Annotated in this window: 17 protein-coding genes; 7 read left to right on the top strand and 10 right to left on the bottom strand. The window is 41.9% G+C overall.

The genetic code is table 11. The features are described 5' to 3' along the window. Both M3O96_RS09065 and M3O96_RS09060 read left to right on the top strand, forming a co-directional pair. A complete protein-coding gene (locus M3O96_RS09065; RefSeq protein ID WP_249720021.1) occupies window positions 1-1,509 on the top strand; it encodes a DUF1501 domain-containing protein in 1,509 nt (502 codons plus the stop codon). A 12-nt stretch (window positions 1,510-1,521) separates the two neighbouring features. Next, complete coding sequence (locus M3O96_RS09060) at window positions 1,522-2,862, top strand: DUF2231 domain-containing protein (protein WP_249720020.1); 1,341 nt, start codon at window positions 1,522-1,524, stop codon at window positions 2,860-2,862. Window positions 2,863-2,965: 103 nt separating this feature from the next. On the opposite strand, the gene M3O96_RS09055 is transcribed toward M3O96_RS09060, so the two are convergent. From M3O96_RS09055 to M3O96_RS09040, 5 genes are all read right to left on the bottom strand, one after another. Beyond that, window positions 2,966-6,286, bottom strand: coding sequence for a VCBS repeat-containing protein (locus M3O96_RS09055; protein ID WP_249720019.1), 3,321 nt, complete (start codon window positions 6,284-6,286; stop codon window positions 2,966-2,968). 36 nt (window positions 6,287-6,322) lie between these two features. Continuing rightward, on the bottom strand, window positions 6,323-6,925 hold the full coding sequence (locus tag M3O96_RS09050; protein ID WP_249720018.1) for a hypothetical protein: 603 nt from the start codon (window positions 6,923-6,925) through the stop codon (window positions 6,323-6,325). An 88-nt stretch (window positions 6,926-7,013) separates the two neighbouring features. Beyond that, complete coding sequence (locus M3O96_RS22200; protein ID WP_502798908.1) at window positions 7,014-7,109, bottom strand: hypothetical protein; 96 nt, start codon at window positions 7,107-7,109, stop codon at window positions 7,014-7,016. 7 nt (window positions 7,110-7,116) lie between these two features. Beyond that, window positions 7,117-8,751, bottom strand: a complete 1,635-nt coding sequence (locus M3O96_RS09045) for a RagB/SusD family nutrient uptake outer membrane protein (RefSeq protein WP_249720017.1) — start codon at window positions 8,749-8,751, stop codon at window positions 7,117-7,119. 18 nt (window positions 8,752-8,769) lie between these two features. After that, the gene (locus M3O96_RS09040) at window positions 8,770-11,736 is read right to left on the bottom strand and encodes a SusC/RagA family TonB-linked outer membrane protein (protein ID WP_249720016.1); all 2,967 of its coding nucleotides are present in this window, start codon (window positions 11,734-11,736) and stop codon (window positions 8,770-8,772) included. Window positions 11,737-12,257: 521 nt separating this feature from the next. Here M3O96_RS09040 and M3O96_RS09035 point away from each other — a divergent pair. After that, window positions 12,258-12,554, top strand: coding sequence for a PH domain-containing protein (locus M3O96_RS09035; protein ID WP_502798907.1), 297 nt, complete (start codon window positions 12,258-12,260; stop codon window positions 12,552-12,554). A 115-nt stretch (window positions 12,555-12,669) separates the two neighbouring features. On the opposite strand, the gene M3O96_RS09030 is transcribed toward M3O96_RS09035, so the two are convergent. From M3O96_RS09030 to M3O96_RS09015, 4 genes are all read right to left on the bottom strand, one after another. Continuing rightward, window positions 12,670-13,743, bottom strand: coding sequence for a dipeptidase (locus tag M3O96_RS09030; RefSeq protein ID WP_249720015.1), 1,074 nt, complete (start codon window positions 13,741-13,743; stop codon window positions 12,670-12,672). 362 nt (window positions 13,744-14,105) lie between these two features. Beyond that, window positions 14,106-14,570: a RidA family protein gene (locus M3O96_RS09025; RefSeq protein WP_249720014.1), complete on the bottom strand. Its 465-nt coding sequence runs from the start codon at window positions 14,568-14,570 to the stop codon at window positions 14,106-14,108. Between the two features lie 512 nt (window positions 14,571-15,082). Beyond that, entirely contained in the window at window positions 15,083-16,396 is a 1,314-nt protein-coding gene (locus tag M3O96_RS09020) for a gluconate:H+ symporter (protein WP_249720013.1), read from the bottom strand. A gap of 96 nt (window positions 16,397-16,492) precedes the next feature. Next, on the bottom strand, window positions 16,493-18,739 hold the full coding sequence (locus M3O96_RS09015; RefSeq protein ID WP_249720012.1) for a T9SS type A sorting domain-containing protein: 2,247 nt from the start codon (window positions 18,737-18,739) through the stop codon (window positions 16,493-16,495). A gap of 123 nt (window positions 18,740-18,862) precedes the next feature. Here M3O96_RS09015 and M3O96_RS09010 point away from each other — a divergent pair, with 123 nt between their 5' ends. From M3O96_RS09010 to M3O96_RS09000, 3 genes are all read left to right on the top strand, one after another. After that, window positions 18,863-20,053, top strand: a complete 1,191-nt coding sequence (locus M3O96_RS09010; RefSeq protein WP_249720011.1) for an Lnb N-terminal periplasmic domain-containing protein — start codon at window positions 18,863-18,865, stop codon at window positions 20,051-20,053. Window positions 20,054-20,115: 62 nt separating this feature from the next. After that, window positions 20,116-22,152 carry an excinuclease ABC subunit UvrB gene (uvrB, locus tag M3O96_RS09005; RefSeq protein WP_249720010.1) on the top strand — a complete coding sequence of 679 codons (2,037 nt, stop codon included), beginning with the start codon at window positions 20,116-20,118 and terminating at the stop codon, window positions 22,150-22,152. A gap of 265 nt (window positions 22,153-22,417) precedes the next feature. Then, complete coding sequence (locus tag M3O96_RS09000; protein ID WP_249720054.1) at window positions 22,418-23,050, top strand: AlbA family DNA-binding domain-containing protein; 633 nt, start codon at window positions 22,418-22,420, stop codon at window positions 23,048-23,050. On the opposite strand, the gene M3O96_RS08995 is transcribed toward M3O96_RS09000, so the two are convergent. Then, window positions 23,051-23,965, bottom strand: a complete 915-nt coding sequence (locus M3O96_RS08995) for a 1-aminocyclopropane-1-carboxylate deaminase/D-cysteine desulfhydrase (RefSeq protein WP_249720009.1) — start codon at window positions 23,963-23,965, stop codon at window positions 23,051-23,053. Window positions 23,966-24,024: 59 nt separating this feature from the next. Here M3O96_RS08995 and M3O96_RS08990 point away from each other — a divergent pair, with 59 nt between their 5' ends. After that, window positions 24,025-25,071: an RluA family pseudouridine synthase gene (locus tag M3O96_RS08990; RefSeq protein WP_249720053.1), complete on the top strand. Its 1,047-nt coding sequence runs from the start codon at window positions 24,025-24,027 to the stop codon at window positions 25,069-25,071. Window positions 25,072-25,671 lie beyond the last annotated feature (600 nt).

Below are 25,671 nucleotides of genomic sequence, written 5' to 3'. Positions count from 1 at the left end.
ATGAGTCACCATCACGATGCCCCTCTCAGGTCTTCCAATAGGGACCTTCAGGAGATTGAAAAGAATATGGACAGGAGGAGGTTTTTGACAAAAACTTCTTTGGGGCTTGGTTCCCTTGCCTTGGGTTCGCTGATGGGAATGGAGAAGATATTTGCAGAAAATCCCCAAACCCAACCTTTGCTTTCTGAGTCAACCAATGGATTGGCAGGGTTGCCGCATTTTATGCCCAAGGCAAAGCGAGTGATTTACCTTTTTCAAAGCGGAGGGCCTTCCCAACTGGAATTGTACGATTACAAACCAAAGCTCATAGACCTCCACGGGCAGGAGCTCCCCGATTCGGTGAGAGACGGACAGCGTCTTACCGGGATGAGTGCAGATCAAAGTTCGTTTCCAATGACTGCTTCAGCTTTCAAATTCAGTCAATATGGCCAAAGCAGGGCTTGGGTCAGTGAATTGATGCCCCATACTGCGGAGATCGTGGATGAGCTTTGTTTTATCAAAAGCATGCAGACCGGACAGATCAACCATGATCCTGCCATTACTTTTTTCCAGACAGGCCATCAGCTTCCCGGTCGTCCCTCTATGGGGGCTTGGTTGAGTTATGGCTTGGGTTCGGACAACCAAAACCTGCCATCATTTATCGTCCTGGTTTCCAAAAATGGCGAGCAGGACCAACCGCTTTATGCCAGACTTTGGGGAAATGGATTTCTTCCTTCCCAATACCAAGGCATCCAATTCCGGTCCGGCATAGACCCTGTGCTTTACCTTGGCAATCCGGAAAATTACGATGGAAAAGACAGGCGTGAAATGCTCGATTACCTCAAATCATTGAATGAGGTGCAGTTGGATACTTATGGCGATCCTGAAATCAGCGCCCGCATCGCCCAATATGAGATGGCCTTTCGGATGCAGACCTCGGTGCCGGAAATCACGGATATGTCCAAGGAGTCTGATTCGGTGTATGAGATGTATGGTGAAGAAAGCCGCGATCCCGGTACTTATGCCGCCAACTGCCTTTTGGCGAGAAAGCTCATTGAAAAGGATGTCAAATTTGTCCAGCTCTACCATCAGGGTTGGGATCAGCACGGGAATCTGCCCGGGGGAATAAAAAACCAATGTCAGAAAACTGACCGAGCGACGGCTGCACTGATCAAAGACCTCAAGCAAAGGGGCTTGTTGGAAGATACGCTTGTCGTTTGGGGCGGGGAATTTGGCAGGACAGTGTACAGTCAAGGCACACTTTCACCGGATAATTATGGTCGTGACCATCATCCACGGTGCTTTACCAAATGGATGTGTGGGGCAGGAGTGAAGCCCGGATTTACCTATGGAGAAACAGACGATTTTGGATATAATGTGGTCAAAGATCCGGTTCATGTGCATGACCTGCAGGCTACGATTTTACATCTTTTTGGGATAGACCACCAAAAACTCACCTACAAGCATCAGGGCCGGAGGTTTAGGCTGACCGATGTAGAAGGCCATGTGGTAAAGGGGATTTTAACCTAGGATGGTCAAAATATGATACAAGACCTGATTACTTTCATCGGCAGATTTCATCCACTTTGGGTTCATTTGCCCATTGGCTTTTTGATCATAGCAGTCTTTTTTAAAGCCTATGTGGTGTTGGGGAAGAAGCCTGCGATGCAGGAAGCGGTGAGTTTTTCTTTGCTTTTGGGAACAATCAGTGCCTTGATTGCGGCAGTGTTGGGATTTTTGCTTTCCCAGTCCGGGGGATATGAGGACGACCTTTTGGTTATTCATTTGATGGCGGGATGGACGACGGTTATTATTTCTGGAATTGCTTGGTGGGTGAATAAGAATGAGCTCAGATTTGGCAGAAAGCTTAATTATACTGTATTGGGTTTTATGATCCTAGCACTTTCTGTCACCGGACATTTTGGTGGGAGCCTGACTCATGGGGAAGATTATCTGACTGCCTTTGCACCTTTTGGTGAAAAGCAAAAAGAGACCAAAGGTCGGGTATTGGCCAAGGTGGAGGATGCGGAGGTTTTTACAGATGTGATTCAGCCAATTCTTCGAAGCAAATGTCAAAGCTGTCACCGATCGGGAAAATCCAAAGGTGAATTGAATTTGGCTTCCTATGAGACAATGCTCCAAGGAGGAGAAAACGGCCCGGTTTTTATTGCGGCTGATGCTGAAAAAAGTGAGCTGATCCGGAGGGTAACGCTGCCGTCAGATCACGAAGATTTTATGCCTGCCGAAGGGAAAAAGCCCCTTACCGAGGCGGAAATTCAAGTACTCATTTGGTGGATAGCAAAAGGGAAAGCAGATCCCAAAGCATCCTTGATGGCTGCGGATGAAGAAATTATCGCATGGGCAAAGCCAAGACTAAATATTCTCGGAGGGGAGAAAATGCTAGCGGTGAGCATCGATACTGTTCATCTCAAAGCTTTAGAGAAAATGGGATTTCGGGTAAGGGTTCTCTCCCATGAATCCGGTGCTTTGGATGTTGTCTTGCCATCGGATGCCGCCAAGGATCGAGCCTCGGAACTATTGAAAGCACTTTTGCCTATCAAAGATCAGATTTATTGGCTGAGTTTGGCCGGGACAGGAATTCAGGATGCTGACATGGCTCAGATCGCACAGTTTCCCAATTTGCAAAGACTGCGGATCGAAAATAATCCCGTCTCGGATTCCGGAATTTCAGGTTTGAGGAGTCTTTCCAAACTCGAAAGCTTGAACCTGAATGGGACCAAAGTTAGCGGCGCAGGTTTGGAACCCCTTGCTGAAATCAATTCACTCAAATCACTTTTCCTCTGGAATACTGCTATTGATCCCCAGGATCAAAGGGTGGAAAAAATAAGCGCTGCCGGAGTGAAGGTTGTTTTTGGGGGTTGAAATTGACTTGTAATGCCGTCAAAGGGCCCAATACATTGGTTTTCCGCTCCTATTGGTCCAGGTAATTATACCTTCAAGATAGCTGATAAGTTTAAAAATTGGGTCATTTCATTCTAAAAACCTCCAATTCTCCATCGTTTTTGACAAAGAGAATCCATGTTTCATTTTTGACTTTAATGGACCGGATATGTTTGAGATCTCCGCTAATTCCAAGTTTTCCATTTTCCATCAAGGAAAAACTCCCATCTCCATTTCCTTTCAAAGCCAATCCATGACTTCCCTGGTAAGCGCCAAAATAGGGTGAAACTGCTGTGATATTTCCCCCGAGAATCAAGTCCAAAATCCCGTCTTCATTGATGTCTTCCATCAAAATTGCCTGTATCGGCGCAAATTGGGCTTCAATGGGCAGGGGTTGAATTGTAAATCCTTTTCCACCATTATTGAATAAAATCACGGATTCGAATTTTTTTGCTTCGAAAAGTTTGGCTTCCTCTAATTGGAAGTTCTTGAAAATCTGTTTCACTGTTTTGCCGGCAAAGTCTGAATGCCTGACAAAATCTTTTTTGAGCACGGGGATCTGCTTCACCAATTCATCCCGTGTGGCAATGGTATATTCATTGCCGTCTATATGGTAAGTCAGGATTTGTTCCAAACTGCCGTTTCCGTCAAAATCCTTGACATACATCCTGACAGGAGCCTCAGGAGAAGCTTTTAACCTGCTGTTCAATCCAAGATTGCCCAGTACCAAATCAGGAAAACCATCTCCGTTCAGATCTCCAATTTCTACTGAATTCCACCAGCCCGAGGTTTTACTCAACCCGAATTTTTCGGTTTCGTTGACCAATTTCCCATCACGGTGCATCAAAATGCTGATCGGCATCCATTCACCCACTACGACCAAATCCATATTCCCATCCTGATCTAAATCTACCCATGAAGCGGATTTGACCATTCCGATGGAAGCAAGTTCCGGGGCAATCTGGGAAGTAATGTCTACATAGGTGCCGTTTCCGCTGTTCCTAAGAATATAATTTCTAGGAAGCTCGCCATATTTCCCGGTGACATTTCTACCACCTACGAACAGGTCCAAAAATCCATCTCCATCAATATCCTGAGGAAGTGCAACGGAAAATTGGTTGTCAGGATCAATGGGAAGTTCAATAGATTCGGAATATGAGCCTTGACCTTGATTGAGGAGGACTTTGCTTGAATTTGAAATAGCAGGCATATTTCCTCCTTTTAGCAAAAGCAAATTTGCAAATCCCTTTGTTTTACCTTGTAAAAAGGCAGCATAGGTATCTTCAGATTCCAGGTCTTTTTTTAGAATCTCTTGTTCTGAGTGGAGGAATTTTCCGTTTTTATTTTGGATAAATAAACGGGACTCCTGACCTGATGCCCCACCAATAAATATGTCTTCCAATCCATCCCCATTGACATCCCCTATGGCAAAAGCCGGACCTTCATGAGAAAGTTTGTGTGGCAGCAGCGGCTCTTTATTGAAATCATTGTAATCGTCCTCTACGTGCAAAAATTCTAAACCGGTTTCCTCCGAACTGAGTTTTTGGAGCAAAGAAAGCGGTTTTTCTATTTGAGGAATGGAGACAAGCAATGCATTCTCCTCTTTTACAGTCAGTAGTTTGTTTACTTCTATGTTGATTAGAGTTTCCCTTTTCCCCGAGGGCCAAATGATTTTTAGGGAATCAATGCTGTTGGTTTTTCCCAAGCCTAAATTGATCTCCGGCGCAACGGAAGACTGGAATCCTCTGGATGTGAAGTTTTCCTGAATGATTTTTAAGCCATTTACATAGGCTTCCACTCTCGCTCCGATCCCAAACTTATTATATCCCGATCCTTCAAATCTGATTTTAAGAAAGGATGGTTTTTCACCACCTGGAAGTTGATTCAGCTTATTTTCAAATATTTCGGAGGGTTGGTTGATATGGTTGACGATCAAATCAAGGTCCCCGTCATTGTCCAAGTCAGCATAGACTGCCCCATTGGAAATCGTTGCTTCGGATATTCCCCAAGCCATACTTACATTTTCAAATGTCAGGTTTCTGGAATTTTTGAAAAAATAATTTGGTACTTCACCTGGAGGCATCTGACCGGAAATTTTCAGATCGCTGATATCCGGTCTTTGAACAAGACCTTCTTTGATTTCCGGATTGGTGATGAAGTTGATGTAATCCATGTCATTGGGTCGCCGCGCAATGCCATTGGAAATAAACAAATCTTTCCAACCATCATTGTCAAAATCTGCAAACAAGGGGGACCAACTCCAGTCAGTGGCATTAACGCCGGCGAGTTGGCCTATTTCCGAAAAAGTACCGTTTGCATTGTTCAGTTGCAGACTGTTTCTGGTGGTTTGTCTGCCGTAACCGAAGTTGAGTTTGAGTTGGTATATTTCATAACTGTCTTCGCCGGCAGACATTTTTTGGACGATTTCGTCCTCCGGCAACATGTCAAGACTTATGATGTCAATCCATCCGTCATTGTTGAAATCAGCCAAATCATTTCCCATCGAAAATCTACTCGTATACGTCAGGGCATTTTTACTCGATTCTTTGAAGGTTCCATTGCCTTGGTTGATATAGAGGTAGTCATTTTCATTGAAATCATTGGATACATAGATGTCCGGCCAACCGTCATTGTTGACATCTGCTATTCCTATGCCTAAACCATATCCAATTTGGCTTGAAAAAATCCCTGCTTCGTTTGTAACCGGGTTAAACCTCTTTACCCCCTTTTCGGAATTGTTTCTGTAGAGTCTGTCTCCCTCGGGACCACTGTCCATGTAGCGGAGGGAGGCCCTGCCATAGCTATTTTCGGTATGCACGGCATGGTTGAGGAGGTACATATCCAGATCACCATCTCCGTCATAATCAAAAAAAGCGGCTTGTGTGCTAAATCCCTGAAAATCCAACCCATACAGATTGGCACTTTCGGTAAAGGTCAGGTCGCCATTGTTGATATATAGCTCGTTTTTGCCTGTAATACCTTTCCAATCCCCAAGTCTGCATACATAGATATCCAAAAGGCCGTCACCATTGATATCCACCATGGTAATGCCTGTTTTCCACGGACCGGGCGATCCCACTCCGCTATGCTCCGTAATATCCTCAAAGACCATATTTCCTTTGTTCAGGAAAAGTTTGTTTGGAAGTTGGTTGGATGAAAAATAGATGTCCAACAACCCGTCGTTGTTGATATCACCCACTGCTAATCCGCCACCATTATAGAAATAGAGGTATTCAATGATGTTGAATTCCTCTGTTTCGGTCAGTATATTGGTGAAGTCAATGCCTGTTTTTTTTGGGCTTAGACTTTCAAAAAGTGGTTCTGTTTGCTTTAACTCAGTTTTTTGGGAACATGAAATCAGAATGAACAGCGGAAAAAGCAAAAATGGCAAATGGGCATATTTCATCTGATGGGTTTTTCACAAATTCAATCCTTTTTCGGGTCAATTGGAAGGTGCTTGTTCTTGGGATTGGCTTTTTTCAAATTCTTCTTTAAGTCTCTTTTCTACCCTTAAATCGGAGAAGACGGCTTGTACATGCTGGTCGTCTTTGATAAATAAGTTAATCCTTCTTTTGCCATCGATTTTATAATAGACCTTTCCTTGTGTAGGATGGTTGATCAACTTGAAATCATCGCCATAGATTTCTTTGTATTTCTCCAAAACTTTTGGCAATAATTTTTCAGCCCAATATTGTCTATTCCAAGGAGCCCAAGCTACATAAGAATAGGTGACGGGCATTTCGAATATTTTTTCTTCATTGAAAGTCGGGAAAAAACGCATGCTGATTTCGCTGTCATATTCATCTACAATTCTAAATTCGACATTGGTGGAGCCACCTGGCCCTTGGGTGATTATTTGTTGTTTGTTCAATTCAGTACAAAGATCAAAAAAATCTTTTTGGGGCATGCCCAAATGAAATCCCAAAAACAGGCTATCGGATTTGGATAAATCATCTTTAGAAGAGGTAAAGATGGAGGAATCGCAACTTTGAATGAGTAGGATGAAAATGAATAAAGGGAATAATATGGTTAGGGAACTGCGCATAGTTTAATTGGGTATCAAGCAATGTTGAAAATTTTCTCCTTACGAATTATTTGAAGGGAATGAGGGGTTAAATTAAATGAATTTGTACCTATACTTCAATCCTTTTGGATAAAATATGGATCAGAAATACTATAAAAAAAAAGCAAGCTGAAAAATCTTCAGCCTGCTTTTTAATCTGTATCAAACCCTAATTAATTGTATCCTGGATTTTGTTTTAATTTTGGATTGGCAAGAAGCTGAGGTGCAGGAATTGGGAACAATTCCAAGAAGCTTCCCGGGGCGTGAACAAGCTTAGGTCTGTTCATACCTGCAAAAGGCCACCATGCATCTCCGTACTTTTTGAATCGAATGAGGTCCTGTCTTCTGGTCATCTCCACATACATTTCTCTACCTCTTTCTGCCAAAAGATTTTCATCTGTCAAAGTAGTGAAAGGAGTAAGATTACCTGCTCTGGCACGGATCTGATTGACCAAGGCCAATGCTTCTGTGGTTTGTCCCAATCTGAATCTGGCTTCTGCCAAAGAAAGGATTGCATCAGAAAGTCTGAATATCACAAAGTCATTGCTCATGTTATTCGTTCCACCTCTTTCAAATTCATATTTGGCAATTCTAGCACCTGCCTGACGCAAGCCTCCCGGAGATATTTCATTGAGGTATGGCATGAAAGTCAGGGGCGGGCCATTTGGATCACCGTTTCTTCCTGTAGGATCGGTAGGTTCCACTCCCGGATCAATCAATGGTGACCCATCTGCTCTAACCTGTGGTCCTACCAAGAAATTGCTCAATCTTCCATCAATAGTTCCTTGGGATTGAGTTAAAGCCAAACCTCTCCAAACTGGTCCCTGAACACCCGGATTTTTGACAGGATCTATGTATGAATTATAGAATTCTTCTACAGTCTGATAACCATTCCAAGGCTGTTGGGTAAGGTTGAAGGTAGCTTGACTCACAATGTGAAGTGTCATCATTACCCAGTTAAATCCACCTGCAAAAACTTTGTCATAAGGATAAACAAAGATATTTTCAGTTGATTGGCTGTTGTTGATAGCAAAGTTATCTCGGTAAGACGGCATCAAGCTGTAAGGGCCGCTGTTGACGATTTCAGATGCATCAGCTGCTGCTAGTGCCCATTGTGCAGTACCTGTATACACTTCTGCATTCAGGTAAAGTTTCATTCTGATCATCAAAGCCCCCCATTTGGTCATCCTTCCGTAAGTGGTGCCATCTTTTGCCACCGGCAACAAAGGAATGGTTTCATTGAGTTCTTTCAGTATGAAATCATAAACAGCTTTCCTTGATTGGGTTTCAGGAGCTTCTTCATCGGTAAAATCCGTAACGATCGGAACATTTCCAAAGGCATCCATTGCCCAATAATAATACAACGCCCTCAATGTTCTAAGCTCTGCGATGAACGCCGGGGAGTTTGGATTGTCTAGTTTTTCAAAAGAAAAGATCAACCTGTTGCAGTTATTAATACCTCCGAAAAGGAAATTCCAAGTGTTTTGCAAGAATGGATTATCAGTTTTGAATTCATGCTGATGCAATTGCAAAAGAACCCCTCCATCAAACCAGTCACCACCTTTGTGCGAAATTGTAATTTCATCTGAAGCGATTTCATTGATGGACCAAAGACCGGAGTGGTTACCCAACCCCCCTAAGGAAGTGTACGCTTGTCCAAGAGCCGAAATAAATTCTTCATCGGTTTTGAAGAAGTTATCCGCTGTAACTTCGCTGAAAACTTCTTCTTCTAAGTCGACGCATGATGAAGCAAAATAACTCATTCCCAGGCCAATCAAGAAGTATCTTATATTGATTAATTTTTTCATGATATCTTATGTTTTAGCTTAGAAACTTAAATTTAGGCCAAGGGTAGTGATCGTAGTAGTGAAATAAGTAGCTCTACGCTCGATACCCGGTGCAAGTGGATCATTACCTGACTCTGAATCCCCATATCTTACCTCAGGATCAACTCCGGTGTAACCGGTAAACATGAAAGGATTTTGAATAGAGATGAAAGTTCTGATTCTTCCGATTGCTTTGCCAGGTCCTAGATTGAAGTTGTAACCAAGTGTGGCGTTATCCAAAACTACAAAGTCAGCTTTTTCAACGTGGGTACTATTGTATTCTGCTTTGGTGATTTTTGGATCGAAATACTTGGTATTGACAATATTCCAGTTTTGAACAGTTGTGCTTTCTGTGTTTTCATAGAAACCTCTGTAGCTGTTGATCAGAAAATGGCCGATTGATCCTCTAAAGAAGAAATTCAAGTCCCAATTTTTGTAGTTAAATGTATTGTTAATACCAAAATTGAAAGTAGGATAGGCTGTTCCCAATTGGGTTCTGTCATCGTTACAGTTACAATAAACTGGGTTTCCGTTTGCATCTTTGGCAGTTCCATTGAGTACTTGCATTATTGGAGCTCCGGTTTCACTTACACCTTGTTGAATTGGTCCCCAAATCTGCCCGAGTGGTCCGTTTTCCTGGATTCGGATCAATTGTGTCAGGTTTTGACCCGGTGATCCAAAGTTAGATCGGTAATTCACTTCTCCAAAACTTAGATCACCTGCGGACAAGCTCCTAAGGTTTGTTCTCAAGGTAGAGAAATTAACTCCTGTTGACCACCTGAAATTTGATTTCTGGATTGCCCGATAATTTAACATTACCTCAAGACCTGAATTCTGCAATTCTCCAATGTTCAATTGGGTGGTTGGGAAAAGGTTTGGCGGAACAGGAACGTTGATAGGCAATATCATTCCTGTTGTTACCCTAGTATAGTAGTCAATTGCTCCATCTAGTTTGTTGTTAAGAATTACAAAATCCAAACCAACGTTGTATTCGTCTTTTGTTTCCCATGCTAGATCTGGGTTGGCATTAGATACAGGTCCGAAAGATGGCACAAATTGTCCGTTGTAAAAGAAGTTGCCCTGACGGCCAAATCTCAACAATGACAGATACGATTGACCTGGCTGGGTACCTGTTCTACCATAACTTGCCCTGAATTTCATGGCACTTACGCCTGTCATATCGATCAAATTGGCAATATTAACACCAGCACTGATTGCAGGGAACAAACCCCATTTGTTGTTTTCTCCGAATCTTGAGGAACCTTCATATCGTGCACTGACTGACAAAAGGTAAGTATCTTCAAAATTGAAGTTTGCACGGCCAAAGAATGCCACCAACCTGTTGGAATTGGCATAACTTGAAACTGTCGACAAACCGTTGGCAAAATCAAGAGCTGCACCTATATTGTTGTATGTAAATGCATCTGTCAGGAAATTTCCTGCTTGGGTGTAGTTCCCTTGATTGAAAAACTCTTGGAAAGAATAACCCGCCAAAAAAGCCATACCGACTCTTCCTGCAGTGGCATCATAATTTAGAGTAGTTTCAAAAAGATCATTTAACCTTACATCGTTCCGGATTGTGGCCAAGCCATTTCTACCAAAACCACCACCGAATTTAGCGGTTTTTGGAGAGTAAGAACCTCTCCAATCAGTTTCTCTCTGACTGGCATAGAAAACCGCGCCTCTAAACTTGCTAGTGAAATTGTATTCTCCATGGATACTGGCAAGAAGCCTGCTATCGCGACCGTCTGCAATGTTTTGTTCTGCAATGGATACTGGGTTGAACCAATCAAATATATCTCGCTCATAATAGCCTCCGAAATTTGGGCTCTGTGGATTTGGATCGCGAACCGGAACTGTTGGGTTACTTATAATCGCATATCTGAAAGAGTTTTCGTTACCCAATTGTCTATCAATTGATGTATTGGAAAGGTTTACAGTAAATATTGCTTTGTCTTTCAGTGCTTTTTGAGTCAGGTTGATCCTGGCATTCATTTGGTCAAAACCTGAATTGATACCCACACCATTTACATTTCGTGAGTTGATCGAAATCCTGTAGTTTGTACTTGCACTTCCGCCTCCAAGTGAGAGGTTATTGATAAAGCTTAACCCAGTATTTGTCACCTCATCCATCCAGTCGGTGTTTCCACCAAGGTCTCGTGAGTTTGGAATCTGCTTGTATTCATCCGCATTCATGACACTGATAGTTCTTGCAACATTCTCTACAGCTGCACTACTGTTGAATTCTACAACTGTTCTACCGGTTTTTCCAGTTTTGGTTGTTACCAAGATAACCCCGGCAGAACCCCTTGTACCATAGATTGCAGCCGCAGATCCGTCTTTTAGTACATCCATAGACTCAATGTCGTTTGGATCCACTGTACTCAAAGAACCTCCAATCACACCGTCAATAACCACAAGTGGTTCAGCATTTTCCCCGAAGGATGAAATACCTCTCAGACGCATACTGAAGCCTCCGTTAGGGTTGCCACCCGGTCTTGCAATGTTCAATCCTGCCACTTTGCCTTGAAGCAACTGACGTGGGTCATTTACGGTACCTTGGTTGAAATTCTCTGCTTTGACACTGGTCACCGCACTTGTAATTTCTTTCCGCTCTTGGGTACCATAACCTACTACAATGACCTCATTGAGGGCCTGAACGGATACAGCCAACCCTACATTGATAACAGACCTGTTTGCCACAGGCTGCTCAATGGTAACATATCCGATAAATGAAAAGACCAAGATTTCTGCAGCTGCTGCCGAAATAGTGAAATTCCCATCCAAATCCGTAATAGCACCTCTTGTGGTGCCTTTGACTAAAACACTGGCTCCAGGGATTCCTTCTCCTGAATCAGTGTCAGTTACTTTTCCTGTTATTTGACTTTGTTGTGCAAAACCGAGATTGGGTAAACTCATGCACAACATGCAAAACAAAAGGAAAGCTAAATTCCATTGTTTTTTCATGGGTTAATGGGGTTTGATTGTTGATTTTAATTGGTTGCACTTTTTTTCCCATTTCTTTTTCAATTCCCTACAAAAGCAGGCTTAAACAGACTTAGAGTGAAAAACGCAGTTTAATTTGAAGTTAAAAAACCTTAAAAACAACTATTTGCAATAAAACATTTGCTTTTGGCAAATTTAGTACCATCAACTTTCTTCAAATTAGTAAAAATAAAATAAAATTTGGATATTGTAAAAAGCATATATATGACATAAAGTTAATAATATTAAATTTTAATATAAAAAGAATATCAAAATTGTAAATAAAAATTATAAAATATGAATTTTAAGATTTATAGTTCCCTTAAATTCATAAGTGCTTTTGTATGAAAATTTATTACTCCATTCTTATCCCTTTTTTCAGAAACAAAATCATGCTAAAAAATCGAATATTTCCTTCTAAACCGATTTTCTTCACCATGAAGAAGTAGGAAAATGAAATACTTTACCTGTAATTGAAATTTTAAGACTTAAGAGATAGAAATATGGGGCTATTTTCTGCTATCCTCGGTAATGCCGGTCATGCCAACAAAGAGGACTTGATCAAAGATTTTGGGAGACTTCTGATCGATGGGGAGGATATCGAAATGGGCTTCAAGTTGATAAGGGATGTCTTCATTTTTACCAACAAGCGTCTAATCTTAGTTGAAAAACAGGGGGTAACTGGCAGCAAAGTCGAATATAAATCGATCTCCTATAAAAGCATCTCCAGATTTAGTGTGGAGACAACAGGTACATTTGATTTGGATGCGGAGTTGAAGATTTGGGTTTCCAGCGAATAGGAACCAAGCATCAAAAAACAGTTCTCTAAATCTGTAAGTGTGTATGATGTACAGAAGGTATTGGCTACTTATGTGTTGAAGTAAATAGGCCAAAATCAGGTTTTTGAGGCAAATCCTATTTTGCCCAAGCTTTTTTCAAAAATCCCAACCAATTGCCGAACATCACTTTTTCGATATCCAAAGCAGAATATCCTCTTTTTGAAAGTAAGCCCGGTAAGGTTTGGAGGTCAGTAATTGTTTTCACGTCATAAGGACATTGTTCTTTACCAAAGGCACCATCCAAATCAGATCCTATCCCGATATGATTTGCATTGCCGGCAAGTTGACAGATATGGTCCATGTGGTCAATCATTTTTTCCAGGTTGCAGCCCATTTCTTTGGGATTGGATTTTCCCCTGACCCAGTTTGGCACCATCATCCAAGCATCCAAAGCACCTCCAATAACTGAGCCTCGCTCAATCAGGGCCTTGATCTGTTCATCAGAAAACTGACGGTTATGGTTGACCAGTGCCCGACAATTATTATGACTCGCCCAAACATGACCATTGAAATGATCCAAAGCTTCCCAAAAACTGTCATCGCAGAGATGGGTGGCATCGAGGATGATATTCAAGCTCTCCATTTCTTTGAGCAATTCCCTGCCGTGTTTTTCCAATCCACCGGTTGCATCTGTGCCATTGGCATACCTGCCGGGTCCGTAATGGGCAGGACCCAAAGCCCGAAGACCAGATTCATAGGCTTTTTCTAGGTAACTGACTTTTACAATTGAGTCTGCACCTTCAAGAGAAAGTATGTAACCGATGGGTTTCGTACTCCAAGGGAGTTCATGAAGCCACAGCTGCATGTGCTTTTCCAAGCTTTCGAGGTCTGTGATTTGGGTTATTTCTTCCGCATCCTCCATGGCTTTATACCATGCCAACTGACCTTGAGTCTGTGCCCAAGCTTGTTCAGGAGAATGCCAGCCTGGAAGGGGATTGTCTTTTGCCACATACCTAGCAATCTGAGTAGCCACGACCAATCCGATATTTCCCTTTCGGAGTTCAGGAAGTGAAACCACTGCGTTTCCCCGATCGGGCTTATCTTTCAAACCTTTCTCCCGCGAATTGATCTCTGATAATGATTTTGTCAGGTCCCGGTTCCATTCAAGGGCATTCATACTGAGATCTAGGTGGGCGTCTATGGTGAACATTTGTAAATGAAATATGGTGGAAATATTATGGAAATATGGTGGAAATATTATTGAAATAAGGTAGAAATACAATAGAAATAAAGTTGAAATAAGGTAGAAATAAATTGAAATAGGTTTGGGTCTTGAGGTTTGATTCAAGTCAATCGTCTATTGAATTCAAAGATTTTTTTGAATTCTTTTAAAGGGGAAAGAGTAGGATTAGCGATTGAATATGGACCTATATCCATTTATATCAACCATATATCGCGCAGCATATATCAATTAAATATCGCGAAGGATATATCAACTTTATATCTATCTATATCGCGAAGCATATATCAACTTTATATCAACCTTATATCGCAAAGCATATATCAAAATATTTATTCCAATTCAAATAAAGCCTCAATCTCTACAGGAATATTATCAGGCAAAGAACCAAATCCTACGGCGCTTCTAACTCCGATTCCATTCTCTGTTCCCCAGACAGACGCAAACAATTCGCTGCAGCCATTGATGACATAAGGGTGTCTTTCAAATTCCGGTGAACAGTTGACCATTCCCAAAACTTTGATGACACGTTTGACTTTATTGAGTGAACCGATGTTGGCTTTGATGGTGGCCAACATGGCGAGACCGACTTGTCTTGCAGCCAACTTTCCTGCTTCCATGTCCATGTCTTTGCCTACACGGCCAATGATCAAGGTTCCGTCTTCTTGGACTGTGCCGTGGCCAGATAGATACAGGTATTTTCCATCTACCAAGCAAGGTTTATAAACACCAAGAGGCTTTGGTGGAGGAGGTAAAGTCAGGCCAAGTGAGGCAAAATTTTCTTCAGCTGTTTTCATGAAATTAGATTTGAGATTTGAGACAAGAGATTTGAGATTGGATTGAAATATGATAGAAATATGGTGGAAATATCATTGAAATATTATTGAAATAAAGTTGAAATAAGGTGGAAATAAATTGAAATAGGTTCAAGTCTTTAGGCTACTGCCAAATCAATCATCTGTTGAAATCATAAGTGGATAATTATTGAAATAAAGTTGAAATAAGGTAGAAATAAATTGAAATAGGGTCCAGAATTGATGTTTGATTCCGATCTATCTTTTTTTCGAATCTAAAGTTTTATGAACTGAAATTTTCATAAGCCAAAATCTTCAAATAGCATTTGATTCAGGACCTATATCCATTTATATCAACCATATATCGCGCAGCATATATCCACTTTATATCAACTAAATATCGCAAAGCCAATATCCATTAATATCATTTTCGAATATCGCGCAGCATATATCAACTCTATATCGCAAAGCATATATCAACGTATTTCACGAAGAATATATCCATTTATATCATTTCAAATAAAAACATCCAAAATCAACACCCCTCCCAATCCGACAACAGCCACGATGGTTTCCATCACAGACCAGGATTTGATGGTGTCTTTGACGCTAACATTAAAGTATTCCTTATAAAGCCAAAATCCAGCATCATTGAAATGGGAAAACATCAAACTCCCGGCTCCGATCGCCAATACCAACAAATTTGGGTCAACATTTCCGCCACCGACCATAGGTGCTATGATGCCTGCGGTCGTCAGTCCTGCAACAGTCGCCGAACCTACGCAAACCCGGATGATGGCAGTGATCGACCAAGCCAAAATCAGCGGATGCACATCCCATCCCTGTAATGAATCTGCGATAGTCTGACTGACTCCCGAGTCCATCAAAACCTGCTTCAAAGCTCCCGCACCTGCAATGATCAACAATATCATCGCGACATCCTTGGCTGCCACCACATAGATATCCATCAATTGAGGGATTTTGAATTTCATATTGACTCCCAAAGTGAATGTTGCAATCAACAAGGAGAGTAACATCACCATACCCGGATCGCCCACGAATTTGAAATAAGGGAAAAGAACGTGGTCAGGTGACATCTGCAGGCTGACAACCGTAGTGCCTACCAACAAGAAAACAGGAAAAAGCGCAGAAAAGAAACTATTGAAAGTACCGGGTAGATCCGCTTCTTCTCTTTGTTTGGCCTGAAAGGTTTGTAAAGGTTTTGAATCAATTCCCTTCAAAAACTTAGCGAAAAGTGGGCCGGCGATGATGATCGTGGGAATAACCACGATCAACCCATAAGCCAACGTAAGCCCCATATTGGCCCCAAACTGAGCAACCAATGCAGCCGGGGAGGGATGAGGTGGTAAAAATCCATGGGTTACCGAAAGTGCTGCCAACATCGGAATGCCAACATAAACCGCGGGAAGTTTGTACCTATAGGAAACTGAAAAGACCAAAGGTACGAGCAATACAAAACCGACATTGTAGAATAAAGGAATCCCAACAACCAAACCGGTGACCATCATGGCCCAAGTCACGTTTTTTACCCCAAAAATGGACATCAGTGTGTCGGCGATTCTTTGGGCTGCACCACTTTCAGCTACCAATTTGCCCAACATGGCACCCATCACGATGACGATGACCAAGTCTCCGAGCAATCCACCGATCCCTTTTTGGATGGAACCTGCGATTTGTTCAGGTGGAATCCCCAATAAAAAACCTGCTAAGATGGAGGAAATCAAAAAAGCTAAAAATGGATTCAGCTTCAGCCAGGTGATCAGTAAGATCAGAACCAAGATGCTGACGAAAACAAATAAAATGGTCATAGGTTTCGGTTGGGTTTGACCAACAAGGTAAAAAATTAATCCAAATAGGTGCTTTTGAAGCACTCCATAATTATACAAAAGGCAAATTATCAGGATTTATTTTTTCAGCAGCTTCAAAACCCATTTTCCGTCCTCGGAACTCAACTCAATGAGATAAACACCTGGCCTGAGTTTGCCAAGAAACTCCTCCAAACGAAGTCCGGGATTTTTACCGATAAAGAAGGATTGGCCTTTCATGTCTGAAACGGAGATTGAGATTTGATCGGGATTTATATCCTGTGGCAATTCAACATGGATAGCGCCATTTTCATAGGGATTTGGCCAAATGGAGGCTTTCTGTGGCGTATCCATTTTTGGATTTCCTTTTAACTTGAATACTTCGCTGAAAGAATTTTTTCCGGCAATATCTCTTTGCTCAATTTGAAAATAGGCATCACTTCCTCTTAATTTTTCACTGTAGGAAAACCGATATTCCTGAATTTGATCGCTATTTCCTTTGGAGGCAACTTCTGCGATAATTTCAAAGTTGTCAATCCCATCCAATGAGCGATGAACCAAAAACTTCTGATTGTCCAACTCTTTGGCAGTTGACCATAAGATTTCAATGTTTTCCCGATTCCATTTTGCGGAAACATCCAGCCAAGTCACAGGCAACACAGAAAGCAACCTGAAACTGCCAACAGTAAAATTATTTCCATTGATTTGACCGTATTCCAATTCCCTTCTTGCCCAAAGCAATGTTGGATCCAATCCCGGCAAATGAGTACCCGAGGCGGCACTTCCATTTCCGGTGATTCTCAGGTCGTCCACATCGTCCACCACGAGATTTTCAGCCGATATTCTCATTTCTATAGGACTTGTGCTTGGACTCATTCCCGAAAATTCAAAATAGCTGTTCAGTTGATAGAGTATCGGGGTTCCATCCAAATCATCATACATCGGGTCATTGTTACTGCCGGGAATTTCTATAAAGCGGACTGAAATATTGCCTCCCGGAGAATTGCCCAAAAGCTGCACTTTTCTGATCCCACCTTGATATAAATCTTCAAAAGGGAAAGTGGCATTGGCTGCGGTCAGCGTTGCCGGGATTTGGTTGTAAATTAACTGATTCAGGTTGATCCATTTTCCACCTTCATAAGATAAAGTTCCACCTCCTGCAGTATTCACATACAAGTCAAATCCGGTGAAATCGACCTGACCGTTTTTCATGATAAAGTTGGTTTTTGCCCTCACGTCCGAAGAAAAAACCAAACTGCCCAATGGCTTATTGACTTCCAATTGCCTTAGGTCAATATCAAAACCGAACACCTGTTGTATCCCTGTTCCTTGAAACCTCAGGAAAGTAGGCGCTTCTACGATATTTCCGCCTGTCAGTCTTGCAAAGTCTCCGTTGAGAAACAAGGAGTCAGTCAATAACTTGTTGGAGGCATTTTCGAATAGGATGTTGTTGTAGGTTTTGGGATTTCCTGAAGTGGCAAAAGTTGTCCTGACCAGACGTTGGTTTCCCGAATTGGAGCGGTAATATACATTTCCCTCAAAGCGGAATTCTGCGACATCCATTGTAGGATCATTTGCCAAAAGGACAAAATTTGCTCCGGGTTTTAAGTGGAAAAGGGCGGCTGGGATTCCATCTGTTCTTCTAATTATTTGACCATTTGAATTAAAGCATTCCGAAATAAGTGTCGCTCCAGGTTCAATGATCAAATTTCCATATGGACCAGTTCCATTAAAAATAACCTGGTCATTGAAAGAAAATGTTGAACATGCTGGAATACCCACAGTATTGACTGTTTGGAATACTGTACCTGTTTGTATGATAAAAATGTTCGCCTTGAAGGCTGAATTCACTGTTAACATTTCTCCAGGTTCTGGATTAAAAACCACAGTGAATTTGCTATTTCGATTTTGAGCACTCCATGAAGCCCTGTCTACAACTGTTCTTGAGGTACCTTTAAATACAATCTTTCCCGAAACAGGATAAATCCAATCTGTCAATAAACTTGCACTTCCATTTATTATAAAGTCAGGACCTAATGGTCCAATCGCTCTTAATGCGCCGTAAACTAGAAGCTCAAAACTTTGTAAATTCAATTTTCTTGATGTTCCCGTTGCGCTATATAAATAAACATTTTTTGCTTCTTCATTTCCTATCAACCTCATTTCATGTCCCTGATCAATGAAAATATTATTGGTCCTTTCAGGTTTGACACTAGCCGCAACCCAAACGATCCCATCCCAAATCTCCCAAACCGCAGGATTGTTGTAATCTCCGGAAGCTATACTTTTGTAATCATTGAGTTCGTGGACGATTTGTCCCTGTGCGATGATAGGATTTACGAACATGAAAAAACAGATTACAAGATTATTCCCATAAATTCGTGGAGAATTTAAAAAGGCAAAGACGGAATAACGTTTGTAAAAAGCCATATTTGAAAAAGTTTTGACCTATCCATGAAATTTAGTTTTATGCTTGTTCAATTGAAAAAATTCTTGCTTACTTATTCGTTTATTTATTCGACTATTTTTTTTGCGTCAGCGCAAGATTACCAAATCAGCCTGTTGACCTGTGATCCGGGAGACCAGCTTTACTCCGCTTTTGGGCACAGTGCCATCCGGGTTTTGGACCGGCAATCCGGTCAGGATCTGGTATTCAACTATGGGACTTTTGATTTCAACACGCCCTATTTTTATGTCAAATTCACCCAAAGGACATTGGATTACATGCTCAGCGTGTCTACCTATGAGCGGTTTATAGAAGAATATAATTATCATGAAAGGGATGTCCGGGAGCAGGTTTTGGACCTTAGCCCCGAACAGATTGAAAGGCTTGTCGAATTTCTCCGGATCAATTACCAGCCCCAAAACAGGTTTTACCGCTATGATTTCTTCTATGACAATTGTGCCACGAGAATCCGGGATGGGTTTGACAAGGTTCTGGGGAAACAGCTTGACTGGAATGAAGAGCAAAATCCTGAGATCAAAACCTTCAGAAATCTGATTGATGAATACGTTTATCCCTTGCCTTGGGCGGATTTTGGGATTGACCTGGCCTTGGGTTCGGTTATCGATGTCAATGCTTCGGAAAGGGAAAAGCAATTTTTGCCGGATTATATGGAAGCTGCGTTTGGCAGAGCAATGATCGTTGGCGATGGCCCTACACGGCCATTGGTCAAAGAAAACAAGGTGATCTTAGAGTTTCCTGATAGGCAATCCCAAATGGACTTGTTCAACCCATACATCCTTTGGTGGGTTTTTGCAATTCTCGTGATGGCCTTGACCTATTTTGGCTTCAAAAGGAAACGGCTTTTCATCGGATTTGATATTGGGTTCTTTACTGTTTTGGGTTTGTTGGGATTGCTGATTACCATGCTTTGGCTTTTCACTTTCCATTCCCAGACCAAATACAACTGGAATATCCTTTGGGCATTTCCCGGACATTTGATTTTAGCCATCATGCTTTTGAGAAAATCCATTCCTGTTTGGGTGAAGAAATACCTGCTGTTCGCACTGATTTCGGCAAATGTGGGTTTGGTGTTTTGGATCTTTGGATGGCAATCATTTCACCCGAGCATTGTGCCTTTGCTGTTGGTTCTGATTCTGCGAACCAATTTCTTATATTATAACTTGGACAAATTCAAGCCGATTCTGAAAGGATAATATTTCGGGAATCAAAACTATTTGCCACCTGAAACTTGTTATCGTCTTTCAATTGAGATCAAATGGAATTCAAATTAGTTTCGGAGTACAAACCTACAGGCGACCAACCCCAGGCGATCAAACTGCTGACAGAAGGCGTCAATGCCGGTGAGCAATCCCAGGTTTTGCTCGGGGTGACAGGTTCCGGGAAGACTTTTACTGTTGCCAATGTCATCCAGCACGTTCAGAAACCAACTTTGGTCCTGAGCCACAACAAGACTTTGGCCGCCCAGCTTTATGGCGAGTTCAAGCAGTTTTTTCCTGAAAATGCGGTAGAATATTTTATTTCCTACTATGATTACTACCAGCCCGAGGCCTTTATCCCGACAAGTGGGACTTACATCGAAAAGGACCTTTCGATCAATGAAGAGATAGAAAAATTAAGGTTGAGTTCGACCTCGTCCTTGTTGTCCGGTAGAAGGGATGTCATCGTTGTCGCTTCAGTTTCCTGTATTTATGGTATCGGAAATCCAGAGGAATTCGGGAAAAACGTCATCCGCCTGCAGGAAGGCGACCGGATTCCAAGGAATCAGTTGCTTTTCAAATTGGTCGATATTCTTTACAGCCGAGTCAACCATGATCTCAGCCATGGCAACTTCCGGGTAAAAGGAGACACAGTGGATATTTTTGTCGCCTACGCTGATTTTGCCTACAGGATTTTCTTTTGGGGAGACGAGATTGAAGCCATTCAAAGAATCGATCCTGCCACCGGGAAGAAATTATCAGATGAAAAAATCATTTCCATATTCCCGGCCAATCTTTTTGTCACAGGAAGGGATGTTATAGACACTGCCATCCACGAAATCCAAGACGATATGATGGCCCAAGTAGCGTTTTTTGAGCGTGATATGAGGTTGATCGAGGCGAAGCGGCTGAAGGAAAGAACGGAATTTGATTTGGAGATGATCCGCGAATTGGGTTATTGCTCAGGAGTGGAAAACTACTCCAGGTACTTTGACAGGCGGAAACCCGGGACAAGGCCATTCTGCCTTCTCGATTATTTTCCTGATGATTTTTTGTTGGTGGTCGATGAAAGCCACGTCACTTTGCCTCAGGTCAGGGGGATGTGGGGTGGTGACCGTTCCCGAAAAATCAATCTAGTGGATTATGGATTCCGCCTTCCTTCTGCTTTAGACAACCGACCTTTGAATTTTGATGAATTTGAGGGGCTAATCAACCAAGCGATATATGTCAGTGCAACGCCGGCAGATTATGAACTGAACAAAACAGAAGGAATCGTGGTGGAGCAGATTATCAGGCCGACAGGTTTGCTGGATCCGATCATCGAAGTGAAGCCAAGTGCCAATCAGATCGATGATTTGTTGGAAGAAATAGATGAACGCATCAAAGCAGGAGATCGGGTGTTGGTTACGACGTTGACCAAAAGAATGGCCGAAGAACTGCAAAAATTCCTCGAAAGGGCAGGCGTAAATAGCCGCTATATCCACTCAGAGGTTAAACCATTGGACAGGGTGGAGATTTTGAGGGAATTGCGACTTGGGGTATTTGATGTGTTGGTTGGGGTGAACTTGCTAAGAGAAGGACTTGATTTGCCCGAGGTGTCTTTGGTGGCGATTTTGGATGCGGACAAAGAGGGATTTCTAAGAAATGAAAGAAGTTTGGTGCAGACGATAGGCAGGGCAGCAAGGAATGAAAACGGAAAAGTAATCATGTATGCAGACAAAGTGACTGCCTCCATGCAGCTTGCCATCGATGAGACCAAAAGGAGAAGAAGTCTTCAGATTGCTTACAACCTTGAGCATGGAATTATCCCCACGACGATCAAAAAATCCAAAGAAAAAATCATGGGTCAGACCACGGTTGCAGACAACAAGCGAAAAGCCAAATTGTACGAGGATTCCATCGATTCTCCATCCTTGATCGCAGCCGATCCGCTAGTGCAGTATCTCAGCAAGGACAAATTGGAAAAGCTCATCATTCAAACTCAAAAGCAAATGGAAAAGGCAGCCAAAGAACTCAACTTTATGGAGGCTGCCCGACTGAGAGACGAATGGCAGGGAATGAAAAACAGGTTGGAAGATTTGAAAAGAGGGGTTTGAGGGGAGCCCTGCGACCATGCTAAGGGACCGAACCCTTCGACTATGCTCAGGAACCAAGAGACCGTTTTTAGAACCAAGTATAATGTAACAAGTACCAAGATTGGGGCAACCTGACAGAAACTTGACAACCAGACAACGCGAAGCTGACAACAATTACAACCACTACAACCATTACAACCCCTACAATCACCACAACCATTACAACCACTACAACAATTACAACTTATCCACTTCGTACTACCAACTTCAAACCTCGTACTTCCAAATGACTCTTCAAGAAATCCATAAAATCGCCCAGCAAGGGGAAGGCTTGAAGATCGAGTTCAAGAAGAAAGCGGCTTATCCTGAAAAAATCGTCAGGGAGATCATCGCTTTGGCCAATACCGAAGGAGGATTTTTGTTGATCGGGGTGGATGATGACGGGACGGTCAGTGGACAGCGGTTTATCGAAGAGGAAGTTTTTGTGATGCAAAAAGCCATCGGTCAGCATATTCAGCCCAAGTTGGAATATCAGGTTGAAGTCATCAAACTCACCCCGAAAAAAGGAGTTGCAGTATTTACCATTCCAAAATCTCCCGAGCGGCCACATTTTTTGATGGAGGAGGATAAGAGAAAAGCGTTTGTCCGCGTCAAGGATCGCAGTATCCAAGCAAGCAAGGAAATGTGGGAAGTGTTAAAAAGAGGGAAAAACCCGAAAGATATGGTTTTCACTTATGGGGAAAAGGAGAATATCCTGATGAAATCCCTTGAAGAAAATGGCAAAATCACTTTGAAGGAGTTTCAGTTTTTGGCCAAATTACCCCGTTTTTTAGCATCAAAAACACTGGTTAGGCTAGTTTTGGCAAATGTCATCCAAATCATTCCGCAGGAAAAAGAAGACTTTTTTACCACCAAGTAATCATACAGGCAATTTCGTCCCCATCCGTTGGTTGAATCCTGCTATCCCTTGTAAACCGCCTGAATGGATGGCTAAAATGGAAGAGCCTTTCTGGAAAAAATCCTTTCTGACCAGATCAAATATCCCAAACATCATCTTTCCGGTATAGATCGGATCCAAAGGAATTTGGGTCTGTGCATAAAACCATTGCATAAAATCAAACAGTTTAGAATCCGATTTTCCATATCCTCCAAAGTGGTAATTGTCAAAAATACTGTATTTTCCTTTTGGATAGATCTGGTTTTCAAGAAGTAGGTTATTGATTTCCGAATGAATAAAATCCCCTTTCAAAGAAGAAAATCCCAGTAAATTTTGGTCGGAATGTATGCTTTCCGCCAAACCTGCAAAAGTTCCCCCTGTTCCGATAGAACAGGTGATATGGGAATAATATGAATCTACTTCGGATAGAATTTCCTTTGTTCCTGCTATCGCCAGGGCATTGGTACCCCCCTCGGGGATCAAATAAAAATCTCCAAATTTTTCTTTCAGTTTTTCAACAAAAGAATCGCAAGACTTTTTTCTATAATCCTCCCGGCTGATGAATTCGAGTTGCATACCTTCCGACTTTGCAAAAGATAGGGTTGGGTTCAAAGAAATTATTTCTTCACCTCTGATGATTCCAATTGACTTGAATCCTTCTAATCTCGCCGCTGCTGCTGTGGCATGGATATGATTGGAAAATGCCCCTCCGAAAGTCAACAAGGTGGAAAAACCTTTCTTTTTAGCTTCTTCCATGTTGTATTTAAGCTTATAGAATTTATTTCCTGAGACTAGGTCATGGACTTGGTCCAACCGCCTGACAGCTAGGCTGATCCCTTTTTCCTCCAAAAGAGGGAGCTGGATTTCTTGGGTTGATATGGGATTTGGGAGAAGCAATGTTTTCCAATATTCCTGCAAATAACCAAATCTTTACCAAATGCCCTTATTTTTGCAGGATGGCAGACATGATGGATCAGGATAATTTTGATGAGGAAGAGTTGGATGTAGAACTCTTTGAGCACTTCAGTTTTACGATTGACAAGGGACAGGCCCCAACAAGGGTGGACAAATTTTTAACTGACAGGTTGCCAAATGCCACCCGAAACAGGGTTCAAAATGCGATAGACGCAGGTTTTGTTCAGATCAATGGCAATCCAACAAAGGCAAATTATAAGATCAAGCCATTAGATGAGATCAAGGTTTTCTTGGAAAAACCTCCAAGAGATACCGAAGTTGTCCCGGAGGACATTCCTTTGGACATTGTATTCGAAGATGAGTACCTGATGATTGTCAACAAGTCTCCGGGGATGGTGGTACATCCTGCCCATGGGAATTGGACGGGAACTTTGGTCAACGCCTTGGTTTATCATTTCAACCAACTGCCCACCATGCCCGGAAATTCGGGTAGGCCTGGATTGGTTCATAGAATTGATAAAGACACTTCAGGGTTATTGGTGATTGCAAAATCGGAGACTGCGATGACGGATCTTGCCAAGCAGTTTTTTAACCATGACATTGACAGGACTTATTTGGCTTTGGTATGGGGAGAACCTGAGGAAGACCAAGGAACAATCATCGCCAATGTTGGCAGGAGCGCCAAAGACCGAAAAGTGATGGATACTTTTGTCGATGGTTCGCAGGGAAAACATGCCGTTACACATTGGAAAGTTATCAAAAGGTTGCGGTATGTGACTTTGGTGCAATGCAATCTGGAAACCGGGCGTACCCATCAAATCCGTGCCCACATGAAGTTCTTGGGACATCCTTTGTTCAACGATGCAGTTTATGGAGGAGATAAAATCCGAAAAGGGACACAGTTTTCGAAATACAAAATGTTTATCCAAAATTGCTTTGATCTGATGCCAAGGCAGGCCTTGCATGCGATGTCCTTGGGATTTATCCATCCTGTAACCAAAAACAGGATTTATTTCGAAACTCCGCTTCCGGCAGATTTTGCGGCTGTTTTGGAAAAATGGGAGAATTATGTCAAATATGAAGACTAAGTTTTCACTATTGTCCTGTATTGGAGGGACTTAATTTACCTTTTCCTTACAAAATTTGATTTCAAGCCAGACGATTTACCTCAATTTCGGTAGCAAAATCTGGAGTTATTAAGTTTAAAGTCAATGAAGATGATTAAAAAAATTAAAAAAGTGCCTTGTAATTACATGAAATTTTAATAATTGGTAGGTTGGAAACCCAAAACCCATTGTCAAGTATTCAAAAAACTGGTTTCCGCAATCGTTGTAGATTTAAGAATAAATAAAAAATGTGTCGTAAAATAAATATACTGTAAATTTTTAGCTAAATATTTATACAATTATTAAAGAATCAGATAAGGTGTTAATTTTGTGTTGTAATCAATTAGAAAAAAGTCTGGTTGTTTTGTAGGATTAAAAGAGTGGTGGGGTTTTTCCCGGAGGTTCGAATCCTTCTCCTACATCTGGTTATTTTGGGTTTATTGTTAATTGACTAAAGCTGTGAGATTTTGTTTCACAGCTTTTTTGATTTTATACTTTTCGGTCTTTTGTTTTGTTGGCTTCAATACACCCTACTCAAGGCCTATGGTTTTTTTTGGTTTCGAAGAGATTCTATTTGGGCAA

Origin of the sequence: Aquiflexum sp. TKW24L, from assembly GCF_023502205.1 — a bacterium.
Lineage (GTDB): Bacteria > Bacteroidota > Bacteroidia > Cytophagales > Cyclobacteriaceae > Cognataquiflexum.
The sequence above is the reverse complement of the archived record's forward strand: the minus strand, read 5'-3'. Positions and strand labels throughout refer to the sequence as shown.